This window comes from Algibacter sp. L1A34 (genome assembly GCF_009796805.1).
Lineage (GTDB): Bacteria > Bacteroidota > Bacteroidia > Flavobacteriales > Flavobacteriaceae > Algibacter.
The window spans coordinates 341,975-355,269 of sequence record NZ_CP047029.1; the positions used below are offsets into that span (position 1 = coordinate 341,975).

At 32.5% G+C, this 13,295-nt stretch carries 14 protein-coding genes; 11 read left to right on the top strand and 3 right to left on the bottom strand.

Annotated elements, in window-relative coordinates; genetic code table 11:
• The first annotated feature begins 14 nt into the window (after positions 1-14).
• The 5 genes from GQR97_RS01415 to GQR97_RS01435 all read left to right on the top strand — a co-directional run bounded on the left by GQR97_RS01415 (position 15) and on the right by GQR97_RS01435 (position 3,955).
• Positions 15-200 (top strand): CcoQ/FixQ family Cbb3-type cytochrome c oxidase assembly chaperone, encoded by a 186-nt coding sequence (locus tag GQR97_RS01415; RefSeq protein WP_158844342.1) that lies wholly within the window; start codon positions 15-17, stop codon positions 198-200.
• Positions 197-1,090: a cbb3-type cytochrome c oxidase N-terminal domain-containing protein gene (locus tag GQR97_RS01420; protein ID WP_158844344.1), complete on the top strand. Its 894-nt coding sequence runs from the start codon at positions 197-199 to the stop codon at positions 1,088-1,090. The genes GQR97_RS01415 and GQR97_RS01420 overlap by 4 nt, the downstream gene beginning before the upstream one ends.
• Positions 1,091-1,176: 86 nt before the next feature.
• A complete protein-coding gene (gene ccoG, locus GQR97_RS01425; RefSeq protein WP_158844346.1) occupies positions 1,177-2,601 on the top strand; it encodes a cytochrome c oxidase accessory protein CcoG in 1,425 nt (474 codons plus the stop codon).
• Positions 2,602-2,802: 201 nt separating this feature from the next.
• A complete protein-coding gene (locus GQR97_RS01430) occupies positions 2,803-3,252 on the top strand; it encodes a FixH family protein (RefSeq protein ID WP_158844348.1) in 450 nt (149 codons plus the stop codon).
• Position 3,253: 1 nt separating this feature from the next.
• Positions 3,254-3,955, top strand: coding sequence for a sulfite exporter TauE/SafE family protein (locus tag GQR97_RS01435; RefSeq protein ID WP_158844350.1), 702 nt, complete (start codon positions 3,254-3,256; stop codon positions 3,953-3,955).
• Between the two features lie 97 nt (positions 3,956-4,052).
• Here GQR97_RS01435 and GQR97_RS01440 read toward each other — a convergent pair whose 3' ends face one another.
• Together GQR97_RS01440 and hemN are read right to left on the bottom strand one after the other, a co-directional pair.
• Positions 4,053-4,889 (bottom strand): universal stress protein, encoded by an 837-nt coding sequence (locus tag GQR97_RS01440; RefSeq protein ID WP_158844352.1) that lies wholly within the window; start codon positions 4,887-4,889, stop codon positions 4,053-4,055.
• A 78-nt stretch (positions 4,890-4,967) separates the two neighbouring features.
• Entirely contained in the window at positions 4,968-6,332 is a 1,365-nt protein-coding gene (gene hemN / locus GQR97_RS01445; protein ID WP_158844354.1) for an oxygen-independent coproporphyrinogen III oxidase, read from the bottom strand.
• A gap of 125 nt (positions 6,333-6,457) precedes the next feature.
• Here hemN and GQR97_RS01450 point away from each other — a divergent pair, with 125 nt between their 5' ends.
• From GQR97_RS01450 to GQR97_RS01475, 6 genes are all read left to right on the top strand, one after another.
• Positions 6,458-7,087 (top strand): YceI family protein, encoded by a 630-nt coding sequence (locus GQR97_RS01450; RefSeq protein ID WP_158844356.1) that lies wholly within the window; start codon positions 6,458-6,460, stop codon positions 7,085-7,087.
• Positions 7,088-7,192: 105 nt separating this feature from the next.
• Positions 7,193-8,365 carry an LETM1-related biofilm-associated protein gene (locus GQR97_RS01455; RefSeq protein WP_158844358.1) on the top strand — a complete coding sequence of 391 codons (1,173 nt, stop codon included), beginning with the start codon at positions 7,193-7,195 and terminating at the stop codon, positions 8,363-8,365.
• A gap of 75 nt (positions 8,366-8,440) precedes the next feature.
• A complete protein-coding gene (locus GQR97_RS01460; RefSeq protein ID WP_158844360.1) occupies positions 8,441-9,892 on the top strand; it encodes a pyridoxal phosphate-dependent decarboxylase family protein in 1,452 nt (483 codons plus the stop codon).
• Between the two features lie 74 nt (positions 9,893-9,966).
• Complete coding sequence (locus tag GQR97_RS01465) at positions 9,967-10,434, top strand: hypothetical protein (RefSeq protein WP_158844362.1); 468 nt, start codon at positions 9,967-9,969, stop codon at positions 10,432-10,434.
• 191 nt (positions 10,435-10,625) lie between these two features.
• Entirely contained in the window at positions 10,626-11,621 is a 996-nt protein-coding gene (gene lpxD / locus GQR97_RS01470; RefSeq protein ID WP_158844364.1) for a UDP-3-O-(3-hydroxymyristoyl)glucosamine N-acyltransferase, read from the top strand.
• A gap of 190 nt (positions 11,622-11,811) precedes the next feature.
• Complete coding sequence (locus GQR97_RS01475) at positions 11,812-12,396, top strand: helix-turn-helix domain-containing protein (protein WP_158844366.1); 585 nt, start codon at positions 11,812-11,814, stop codon at positions 12,394-12,396.
• A gap of 49 nt (positions 12,397-12,445) precedes the next feature.
• On the opposite strand, the gene GQR97_RS01480 is transcribed toward GQR97_RS01475, so the two are convergent.
• The gene (locus GQR97_RS01480; protein ID WP_158844368.1) at positions 12,446-13,201 is read right to left on the bottom strand and encodes a LytR/AlgR family response regulator transcription factor; all 756 of its coding nucleotides are present in this window, start codon (positions 13,199-13,201) and stop codon (positions 12,446-12,448) included.
• Between the last annotated feature and the right edge of the window lie 94 nt (positions 13,202-13,295).

Genomic DNA, 13,295 nt, shown 5'->3' on the forward strand with positions numbered 1-13,295 from the left:
AACAATATAAAATCATGTTGAAATTTATAAAATACCACATGGAGAGTATTGATGGTATCGAGATTTACCCAATAATTTCGTTAATCATATTCTTTACTTTTTTTGTACTTCTTTTTTGGTGGGTTATTACTGCAAAAAAAGACTATATACAAAACGTTAGCAACCTGCCTTTAGAAACTCAAAACGACGAAACATTATGAGAAAACTAATTCCATCTTGGATACGAATTCCCGTAGCCTTTTTAATAATTGTAGCCATAACAGAATACTTTGTAGATTCTGGTGGAAAACCAGCATTTATGGAATATACTGCTGTTCAATTATTTTTAATTTTAGTTCTTTTAATTTTAATAGCTATTGAAGCTGTTCTTGGAGCATTGGAAACTATTATGCTTCATAAATTAGATGAAGAAGCTAAAGCACGTTTCTTAGCCGAAAAGGAATTTGGTTATAAGTTTACTTGGTTAAAAGAGACTTACACCAAATTACTAGGTCAGAAACCTATTGAACAAGAAAGCGAAATAATTTTAGATCATAATTATGATGGCATAAAAGAATTAGATAATAATTTACCACCATGGTGGGTTTATGCTTTTTATATGTCGATTATTTTTGCTGTTGTATACTTCTTAAAGTATCAAGTATTTAATGGAGACACCCAACTTGATGAATTAGAAACAGAAATAGCAGAAGCTAGAATTTCTATTGAAGAATATAAAAAAACGGCTAAAGATTTAGTTGATTTTAATACTGTAACTCTACTAAGTGATGCTTCGGATTTAAAAGCAGGAAAAGCAACTTTTGAAACCAACTGCGTAGCATGCCACATGGCTGATGGTGGCGGTGGAATTGGCCCAAACTTAACCGATAAACATTGGATTTTAGGCGGTGATATTAAGCATGTATTTAAAACAGTATCTGAAGGAGGTCGTTCAGGAAAAGGAATGATTGCTTGGAAATCACAACTTAAACCTGCTCAAATGGCACAAGTAGCTAGTTATGTTTTAAGCTTACAAGGTACAGCACCAGCAAACCCGAAAGAACCGCAAGGAGATATTTGGGAAGGCGAAGATACCGCAGAAATACAATAAAATTTAAGAATAGAATACAACTAACTCAATATATATTCAAGACTTGCTAGTAAAACTAACTGGTAGGTCTACAATACCTAAAACAAGTGGAAACCCCAGAAAACGAAACATTTAGAGACTCCATAGGAACGATTACCGAAGATGGTAAACGTGCTTGGGTATTCCCAAAGAAACCTAGTGGAAAGTTTTATAAGTATCGTAAATACGTAAGCTACGGTTTATTAGCATTTTTATTACTCGCACCATTTATAAAGATTAATGGTAATCAGTTTTTAATGTTTAATATTCTTGAGCGCCGATTTAATATTTTTGGTTTTCCTTTTTGGCCACAAGATTTTCATCTATTTGTAATATCGATGATTATTGGCGTTGTATTTGTAGCGCTCTTTACTGTAGCGTTTGGACGTATTTTCTGTGGATGGATTTGTCCGCAAACCATTTTTATGGAAATGGTATTTAGACGTATCGAGTATTGGATTGAAGGTGATAGAGGTAAACAAATGCGTTTAGCAAAAATGCCTTGGAATGCTGAAAAGATTAGAAAGAAAACATTAAAAACGGTAATTTTCATATTAATATCGTTTATAATAGCCAATGTATTTTTAGCTTATTTAATAAGCAGCGATACGCTAATTTCCTATATAACCGATGGCCCCGCAGAACATTTAAGTACGCTAATATCTCTAACGATATTTACAGCCGTATTCTATTTTATTTTTGCATGGTTTAGAGAGCAAGTTTGTATTATAGCTTGTCCTTATGGAAGGTTACAAGGTGTACTTTTAGATACAAAATCTATTGTTGTGGCTTACGACCATAAACGCGGAGAGGCTGAAAATGGTAGAAAAAAATTCAGAAAAAGTGAAGACCGAGAAGCTTTAGGGCATGGAGATTGTATAGATTGTATGCAATGTGTAAACGTTTGTCCTACAGGAATAGATATTAGAAACGGTACGCAATTAGAATGTGTAAATTGTACAGCTTGTATTGATGAATGCGACCATATTATGGAAAGTATTAACCTTCCAAAAGGGTTAATTCGTTATACGAGTGAAGAAAATATAGAAAAGAAAACGCCGTTTAAATTTACACCAAGAATTAAAGGGTATACAGCGGTATTGGCTATTTTAACAGGTTTACTTATTGGTATGTTATTTTTAAGAAATGATGTAGAAGCCAATATTTTAAGGCTACCAGGTCAACTTTATGAACATAAGGACAATAACATTATTAGTAACGTGTTTACTTATAAATTGGTTAACAAAACATCGGAAGATATAAATGATGTTAGTTTTAAGCTGATGTCACATAAAGGAGAATTGAAATTAGTAGCAACTCACGATCATTTTATAGTACCTAGACAGCAAATCTCTAAAGGGACTTTGTTTGTTGAAATAAACAATTCGGCTTTAAGTGGCGATAGAAATAAAATTAAAATCGGAATTTACTCTGGTGATAAATTAATTGAAACCACTACTGCTAACTTTTTAGGGCCACGAAGTTTTAAGTAAACCAATAATTATAAATTGAAAAGCACCTTGGCAGATGTGTGCATTAGGGATTGAACGACCTGTTTGAGCTCCCCGACCAAAGGAAGGGAGCGAGTAGTGAAAGCCCGACCCGTAGGGTAATGCCATTAATTAAGTAGACCGTGAATTAGTCTACAGTTGTACAGTCTTTAAGATTGTGTAAAATGAATAAAAAAATGTGTTATGAAATTTAATTGGGGAACTGGAGTTGTATTAGCATTTATTGGCTTTATAACATTTATAATGTACTTTGTTATTAGTATGTTTTCGAGCGAAAATTTTAAAAATGACTTAGTTACAGAAGATTATTATGGAGCAGAATTGCTGTACCAAAATGATATAAACAAAATTAAAAATTCGGAGCAATTAACAGAAAACGTTAGCTATTTACAAACCAGCGCGGGCTTAAAAATTGTTTTTCCTAAGGAATTTGATTCTAAAAAAATTACAGGAAAAGTGTTCCTATATAGACCATCTAACAAACAACTAGACTTTGAGACTTCTATTGTTTCACTGTCTGATTCTAATTTGCTCATACCTGACAAACGTTTGGTAGATGGTCGTTGGAACATTAAAATTGATTGGCAATATAAGGGAAATTCTTATCTATTTAAAGAATCTATAATTTATTAACATGCTTTTCTCGGCATTTATACTTGGCTTATTGGGTAGTTTTCACTGTGTGGGCATGTGTGGACCTATTGCTTTTATGCTTCCCGTTGACCGGAATAATGCGTTTAAAAAAGCAGTTCAGATTGGTGTTTATCACTTTGGCAGACTGCTTGCTTACAGTATAATTGGCCTTGTTTTTGGATTAATTGGCAAGAGTTTATTTTTGTTTGGGTTCCAACAACAGCTTTCTATTTTTATTGGTGTTTTAATGATTTTAGTGGTTTTAATTCCGCAGAAAATCTTTAATAAATATAATTTTTCGAAACCTATTTATCGACTTATTTCTAAAGTTAAATCTGCTTTAGGCTCTGCCATGAAGAAAAAAACGATGGATACCTTTTTAACTATTGGTTTTTTGAATGGATTTTTACCTTGTGGCTTAGTTTATATGGCTGTTTTTGCTGCTATTGCAAGCGGAAACGCACTAAGTGGTAGTTTGTATATGGCTGTTTTTGGTTTAGGAACTATACCCTTAATGACTACGGCAATATATTTCTCACAATTTTTAAAGGGTGCTGCACGACAAAAAATACAGAAAGCTATTCCTGTTTTTATTGTAATTATTGGTCTTTTATTTATTATTCGAGGTTTAGGCTTGGGTATTCCGTACTTATCTCCTACTCCTGTTTATGATATGGTTTCGTCTGGTATAGACTGCCATTAACAATTATTTTTTATTTGAATTTCATATAAAAAAATAATTTCGCCACCCTGAGTTTAATCAGAATGACGAAATTACATCCATTACAACAGAAAATCTTTTATTCCATCTTTATTGTTAGAACTGGTAAAGTAGAATGATTAACAACATCCTCTCCTACACTTCCTTGAAAGAAGTGAGCTAAACCTTTTCGTCCATGTGTTGGCATTACAATTAAGTCTGCTTTACTTTTATTAGAGAAATGTAAAATACCATCATCTACCGTATAATCGGAAACGAAACGTAAATCTTCTAAGTGGTTTAAGCTTCTATCGGCTTTAGTAAAAAAGTGAACTGCCTTTTTCTCTAATTCCGTAGTACTTTGAAATCTCTCGTTTGGCAAATTAACATGTACTAAATATATTTTAGAAGCAACATCTTGAAACATCTTACGAGTATTTATGTAAGACTGTATAGATTCTTCTTCTAAATCTGTTGCAAGCACAATAACATCGAAATTAACATCTACAACATTATTCTTTACTATTAAAACAGGTATTTCGGAATTTCTAACCACACGCTCAGTATTAGATCCAATAAACATTTCTTGGATTCCACTTGAGCCATGAGAACCCATAATTATAATATCGACATTATTCTCTTTGGCAACATCATTAACTTCACTAAATACCTTAAAATGCTTTATTATAGGAGTTACATTCACTCCTTTTAAATAATCTTTATCTAAGAAATCTTTAAACTTTTTTTCTGCTAATTTCATAAAAAAAACAGCTTGTTGTCCTAACAGCTCATCTGAGGCAGTTAGTGCAACTGTAGACATTTCTAGCATATGTAAAACAAGCACCTCTGCGTCATGTTTTTTTGCTAATGTAGCTGCGGTTTTTAAAGCATATTCTGAATGTTCTGAAAAATCGATGGGTACAATAATTTTTTTCATTTTTTTTCTTTTTAAGTTGTTGTTAGATTTAAGGGAAATTACAGCTTACTAAATTATTAAAATAATTGGATTAAACTATTAAACCGTCATAGAAAATAATTGTGTATCGGGTTGTTTACGCTGCAGCAACAAATCGAAAGCCATACAGATGTTTCTAACAAATGGTTGTCCTTTTTCGGTAACCTCAATACTATTCTTGTCTATTGTTAATAAACCGTCCTGCTCCATTTCTTTTAAGCGAACTAAGACATCCGGCAACTCTGGAAAGCGAAGTTCTTCATTCATCCAACTTGTTTTAAAACGACACATTAAATTAAGAATGTGTTGCCTTATTACTAAATCTTCTTCATTTAAAATATGCCCTCTATAAACGGGTATAATATTATCTTCTAATAAATTATAATAACTCTCTAGGCCTTTAACGTTTTGTGAAAACCCATACCAACTATCACTTATAGAAGAAACCCCTAAACCTATCATAGCCTGCGTTTTAGAAGCGGTATACCCCATGAAGTTACGGTGTAAATTACCGTTTTCCATAGATTTAAAAAGGCTGTCTGTTTTTAATGCAAAATGGTCCATACCAATTTCATTATAACCTACTTCGGCAAGTAATTGTTTTCCTAACTCGTATTGTTTTCTTTTTAATTCTGGTGCTGGTAAATCTTGATCGTTAAAACCTCGTTGACCATTACCTTTTATCCATGGCACATGCGCATAACTGTAAAACGCCAATCGATCTGGCAATAGCTCCTTTGTTTTTAAGATTGTAGATTTAACATGATCTATAGTCTGAAATGGTAAACCGAAAATAATATCATGACCAACAGAGGTGTAACCAACTTCTCTAGCCAATTCTGTAGCACGCTTTACGTTTTCAAAAGGTTGAATACGATGAATGGCTTTCTGAACGGTTTCGTTGTAATCTTGCACTCCATAACTTACTCGTCTAAATCCAACATCAAAAAGAGCTTGTAAATGTTCACGAGTGGTATTATTAGGATGTCCCTCAAAGCTAAATTCGTAATTATCGGCTAAAACAGATCGTTTTATAATACCGTTAATTAATAGTTTTAAATGTTCTGGACTAAAAAATGTTGGTGTTCCACCTCCAAGGTGTAATTCCTTAATAATTGGTTTTTCATCGAACAACTCTAAATATAAATCCCACTCTCTTAAAACTGCATTTATGTATGGAGACTCTACACTGTGTTGTTTAGTAATACGCTTATTACAACCACAAAATGTACATAAACTTTCGCAAAAAGGAAGATGAATATAAAGGCTAATACCTTCTTTGGAATTACTTTCCTTAAAAGATTGTATTAACGATTGTTTCCATTGGTTTAATGAAAAAGTCTCATTATTCCAATAGGGAACAGTTGGATAACTCGTATATCGAGGTCCAGAAATATTATATTTATCAACTAATGAATTATTCATGCTTAACATTTAATATTCAAAATTATAGGAATCCTTTCGTTAAATATATGATATATATCATGCCTAATCTTGCATGTCATTTATTATTGCCTTAACTTTCGACTAAATAAAAAAAGCATAAAAAAATGAAAAAAATAAGTATTCTATTCTTTGCATTAGCTATCAGTTTAACCTCTTGCAAAAACGACAAAAAAGAAACTAAAACTGAAACAACAGAAGATGTTGTAACTGCAGTAAAATATGTTATTAAGCCTGAAGCAACTTCAGTAAAATGGACTGCTTATAAAACTACAGAAAAGAAGCCTGTTGGAGGAGAATTTAAAATTGTAAATTTTGAAGAAAAAACTGGATCTACTCCAGAAGAAGCTTTAAATGATTTAGAATTTTCTATTCCTATTAGTAGTCTCTTTACAAATGATGCTACCAACACTCGTGATGCTAAGATTATGACTTCGTTTTTCGGAGCAATGCTAGATACAGAATTTTTAACAGGAACCATTAATCATACAGATGGTTCGTACTCTGCAACAATTACAATGAATGGTGTGACTACCAATTTACCTCTAGACATTAAAATTACTGAAGGACGACGTGTAGTAATGACAGGTGTTATGAATTTAAAAGATTGGGATGCACTTGGAGCTTTAGAATCGCTTAACAAAGTTTGTTTCGATTTACATAAAGGTGCAGATGGTGTTAGTAAAACATGGGAAGATGTTGCTATTGAAGTTAATACCTTTCTAGGCGAAAATTAAACCATTTCCATTTTTTAAAGATTTACAATTACAAAAAAAGATAAATTAAGCTACTTTAACGAGTAGCTTTTTTACTTTTACAACATAAAACAAAAGTTTTTAGAAATGAACCCATCGGCTTCAGGTTGGATTAATAAACTGTTAACAGATGTTAGCAAGAAGGACTCTTTATTTAATTTAGATAAAGAATCTTTTTACGATTCATTACGAGATTCTGGTTTTATCTACGGAAGTAACTTAGAGGTTGTAGAAAATACTTTTGACGCCAAAAACCTCACAGAAGATGAGCTTTGCAAAGCAAATTTATGCCTAGCCTTTTTATATACATATAAAAAATCTGATTCTGAAACAGAATTTGTTAATAGCGTAATAGGTTTCTACACAGCTATAAAAGAATTGAAAACTTCTTTTTTTCAAGATTTATTAGGAGGAAAAAAGTCGAGCGAACAACTAGAGAATATAATAAATAAACGCGTCCAAATAGATGCGAATATTTTAACAAAAAACTTCAACTACTTTATAATAAACGCATTGCTCTACATCGACGTCCTGGCATACCAAACGTATTTAAAAAACGAAACTATTTCAATTGAGTATTTAAAAAATTTAGAAGCAGCAATTACCTCTATTACTTTAGAAGTGTTAAACGCTAAAGCAACAAAGAATAAATATGATGAAAGTTTAATTAAATTATTTGAATCTTCGCTACGCTACCAAAACGATAAACTAATTGATTATGCCACAGCTGTAGCTATGGTACAAACAACTAAAGAAGCTTATTACATCTTAGATATTGCTTGCATGGCATCCTGGAGCGATGCTATTATAGATGAAAAAGAATATCAATTTTTAGTAAAACTCGGGTACGATTTAAACTTAAGTAGCGACCGAATTCAGCTATCCATTCAAACTGTTAACGCCTTTTACACTGCAAATAAAAATAATATTGCACTTTTAAGTTCTAAAAACATTGCGCATAGTTTTTACGATAATTCTAGCAAAATAGTGCACAAACTTATTACTAGAAACAGTAAACGTTTGTATCGAGAATTGATAGATAGTAAGGAACTCATGATTTTACTAACACAATCTACCGTTAGAGATTTAACTAAAGAAGAGCAGAAAAAAGTAACCGATCAATTATTAGATATTTTTAAATCCATTCCTAGTTTGGCCATTTTTCTATTACCTGGAGGCGCTATTTTATTGCCTTTGGTTATAAAATTTATTCCAAAATTATTACCTTCTGCTTTTGATGAGAATAGGATAAAAAAATAATACTTTTATCTTATATCAATTTATAACATTATGGAGTAAACTGGTCTGAATTACTTCAACTAAAACTAAAAAACCATGTCGAATTCAATAAACGATAATGAATCTTTAGATCCAGAAAACTGGGAAGAATCGAAAGCCTTAATGCATAAAATGGTTGATGATGCTTTCGATTACGTAAAAAACGTAAGAGATCGAAAAATTTGGCAAGATATGCCAGAATCGGTTTTAGAACAATTTAAAACCGATTTACCCAAAGCACCTAGCAAAGCAGAATCTGTTTATGAGGACTTACAAGAAAACGTATTACCCTACCCTATGGGGAATATCCACCCGAGATTTTGGGCTTGGTATATGGGAAATGGAACCATTTCTGGTGTTATGGGCGATTTTTGGGCCTCTATTATAAACCCTAATTTAGGTGGAGGAAACCATGCAGGACACCAAGTTGAATTACAAGTTATTAATTGGATAAAAGAAATTATTGAATTCCCTAAAACCGCTAGTGGCCTTTTAGTTAGTGGTGGTTCTATGGCAAATTTTGCAGGTCTTGCCGTTGCCCGAAACGTAAAAGCAGGTTACGATATTAGAAAAGAAGGTCTAAAAGAAAATAATCTTGTCTTTTATGGTTCTTCGGAAGTACATAGTTGCAACACAAAAGCGATAGAACTTCTAGGTTTAGGCACAAAAAGCCTTAAAAAAATTGAAGTTAACGACGATTATACTATAAATATTGACGCTCTAAAAGAACAAATAAAAACGGATAAAGCCAACGGATTAAAACCTGTTTGCGTTATAGGCACATCGGGAACTGTAAACACTGGTGCTATAGACAATCTAAATGCCATTGCAGATATATGCAAAGCTGAAAATTTATGGTTTCATGTTGATGGAGCAATTGGAGCTATTGCCATGCTTTCTGATATTGTAAAACCTCAACTTAAAGGTATTGAACGTGCAGATTCGGTTGCTTTAGATTTACACAAATGGTTGCACATGCCTTTTGAGGCCGGTTGCGTACTTGTAAAAGACAGCAAAGAACATAAAGATACATTTTCTTTAATTCCAGAATATTTAGCTAAAAACACTCGCGGATTGGCTTCTGGAGAGAATTGGTTTAGCGAATATGGCTTGCAACTATCAAGACGCTTTAGAGCTTTAAAAGTTTGGATGTCTCTTAAAGAACACGGCAGTGAAAAATTTGGCAGAATGATTACTAAAAATGTAAACCAAGCCTTTTATTTAAAAGATTTAATAAACAAACACCAAGATTTAGAATTACTCGCTCCCATTGGTTTAGATATTGTATGTTTTAGATACAAACCTAAAAATCTAAGTTTAGAAGATTTAAATGCTTTAAACAAAGAAATTAAACTTCAGCTTGAAGAACGCGCCATTGCATTACCAGGCTACACAACGCTAAAAGGAATGTACTGCATCCGTTGTGCTATTTCGAGTCATCGTGTAACCAACGCGGATTTTGATGTTTTAATTACTGAAGTTTTAAATATTGGGAGAGAGATAATTTAATATAGTAAAGTTAATTTTGATAAGCCTAATGAGTATTTATAGTTGGGCTCCATTTACTCATAATCGCTAAAAAAGTGAAAATTAAAAAAAAGTCATTATTAATTATAAGTGGAATTATTCTAATCGGATTTTTCTTTTATTATTTAGGTTGGTCTCTATCACCCGGAAGCTATTCAAGAGCCGAAACATACGAATTTAATATTTCTGAAGAAACCCTTATTGAAATAATAAACGAGGTAAAAACGGAAAACAAGGAACTTGATGCGAAAACTTATTTTGAAGATTACAAAAACAAACATTGGCACTTTTTTTACTTCCAATATCTAGACAAAAATCAAATAATCCATACTTGGTCTAGACCGAAGAATAAAACAACCACCACATTTGCCTTTGTTGCATATAAAAGTAGGAATGATGTTGGAAACTGGATTTCAGCCAATAAATATTTTTGGTGGTGGAAAAACTCAGAAGCAAAAAACGAATTTGAAACAAGGATATTAAAGAAAATTGAAGACAAAATAAAAAAATCTATTTTGCGCTAATATGTTTTTTTTGAATTCCCTTGCGAAAATCCTTCGCTAACAAAAACGCAACGATCCAGAGACAAAGCGATTAAAGCATAAATTTCTATCCACATTCAAACATAACGACTTACAATATCAAAGATATTTAACTAAATCACAATCATTTTTATTTTTTTTGTTAGTTTTACGAAAACTAATTACAAATAAATTTGAAGACATCATATACTATTGAGGAAATTAACGACGTATTACAAGGCGAACTAATTGGCCATACTACGCAAAAAATTAATGGACCAGAACAATTACAAAATGCAAATAATAACCATATCACTTTCGTTGGAAGTGTAAAATATGTTAAGTTTTGGGCCGACTCAAAAGCATGCGCCGCTGTAGTAAACGATAATTTAAAAATTGAACCAGGAGAAAATCGCGCGATAATTAAAGTGAAAAATGCCGATTTAGCTATGGCAAAAATATTGGAACTTTACAACCAACCAGCTCCAGTATTTGATACAGATATTCACCCAACGGCCGTTATACATGAAACAGCATCAATAGGAAGCGGTTGTAAAATTGGTGCAAATTGCTATGTTGGTAAAGATGTAGAATTAGGTAACGAGGTTATTTTATATCCAAATGTTTGTGTTTTTGATGAAACCATTATTGGTGATAAAACCATAGTTTGGTCGGGAACCGTAATTCGTGAGCGCTGCATTATTGGTAGTAATTGTATTTTCCATACCAATGTTAGCATTGGTGCCGACGGATTTGGTTATAGACCAAGTGATGATGGTAGAGGTTTAGTTAAAATACCACAAATAGGAAACGTAATTATTGGTCATTTTGTTGAAATTGGAGCTAACTCTTGCGTAGATAGAGCCAAATTTAGCTCAACTATTATTGGTGATGGCTGCAAAATTGACAACCTCGTACAAGTTGCTCATAATAGTGTTATGGGACGTTCTTGTATTATGGCAGGACATAGCGGACTTGCAGGTTCTGTTACTTTAGGCGATGGTGTTATTATTGGCGGAAGCGCATCTATAAAAGACCATACAAAAATAGATTCTGGTGCAACAGTTGGTGCCGGATCTGGAGTTATGAACGATGTAAAAGCTGGGCAAACCGTTTTGGGTTATCCTGCGCAAGATGCTCGTGATATGCTAAAACAATGGGTTGCTATGCGTAGATTGGTTAAGAAATAGAATGGATGTATTATTTACAATCCATTAATTACGTAACACACTAAAAAACGAATTCCTTTACTATAATATAAATTAAAAAACACGCTGAACACCTTGCCTAGACACAAATGGCGTAAAAATGACGTATTAAAGTCGTTACATAAATGATAGAAAGCAGAATACTTTTGTTTCAAATTAATAGGATATAAAAATGAAAGGTCTGAATTTATCACAACGCGTAAAAACTTTAAGAAACCTAAAGGGCATGACTCAAGAATCATTAGCAGAAAACTCCGGATTAAGTTTAAGAACTATTCAGCGTATTGAAAATAACAAAACCGAACCGCGAGGCGATTCCTTAAAACGATTAGCTATCGCTTTGAAAACAACTCCCGACGATCTTCTTGATTGGGCCATTCAAGAAGACAAAGGGTACTTAACATTAATGAGTTTATCTGCACTTGGTTTTTTATTCTTTCCAGTTTTAGGAATAATAATTCCTTTGGTATTTTGGATTCTCAAAAAGGACAAATTAAAACATGTAGATAAAATAGGGAAATCCATTTTAAATTTTGAAATTACTTGGTCTATTATCTTTTTCTCTTATTTTATCTTAATATTTTTAGCCCTATTCAGTAGAGTAATGACTCACATAGGCCCGTCGAGTATTTTGAAAATTTATATTCCAATCATTATTTTATACCTCTATAATTTCACTATAATTATTGTTAACTCCATTAGGATTTCTAAAAATAAAGACACTAAATATATTCCGGCATTTAGAATATTTAAATAAACAGACGACTACTTTACCCAAGCGATTGATTTTCATCGTCTCCCACTCACTACTCCAACCAATTCTTAAAATCTTTAACCCGTTCGCGGGCAACAATAACATCTTGCTCGCTATACGACTGTAATTTTATTTGCAAGCGCGAGTTGGTGTAACTTATCATATCTTTTATCGCATTTATATTTACGAAGAATTTACGATTTATTCGGAAGAAGGTTTGTGGTTCCAATTCATTTTCTAACTGGTCTAGGGTAGTATCTAATAGATAATTTCTACCTTCGGATGTAAATGCATACGTTCCTTTATTTTCGCTGTAAAAACATTCTATATCGTCTATATTAATAAGTTTTAAGTGCTGCCCAACTTTAACTGAAAAACGTTTTTTATAAACACGATCTAACGGGTTTACAAGTAGTTTTTTAATATCATCAAAATCTAAGGTCACGCCTTGTTTTTGAGGTGCACGTTCTTGATATTTATTTACAGCAATTTCTAAATCCTCGTCGTCAATGGGTTTTAATAAATAATCAATACTATTAAGTTTGAAAGCCTGTAGTGCGTATTCATCGTAGGCTGTAGTAAAAATAACTGCGCTTTTTATATCGATAGTTTCAAAGATTTCGAATGAAAGTCCGTCGCTTAATTGAATATCTAAAAATATTAAATCGGGATGCGGATTGTTTTGAAACCACTCTACAGATTCTTCTACAGAATGAAGCATAGTTTCAGCTTCGACATTTAAAACTTTTAATTGACGTTGAAGTCGGCGTGCCGATGGTTTCTCATCTTCTATAATAATTACTTTCATGTATTTTGTTTCTGTTTAAAACTACAGTTTTTCTTTTAACGATGTCATGTTCAATGGGAATATAATTACTCTTTGATACGCATTTTAAAACGTT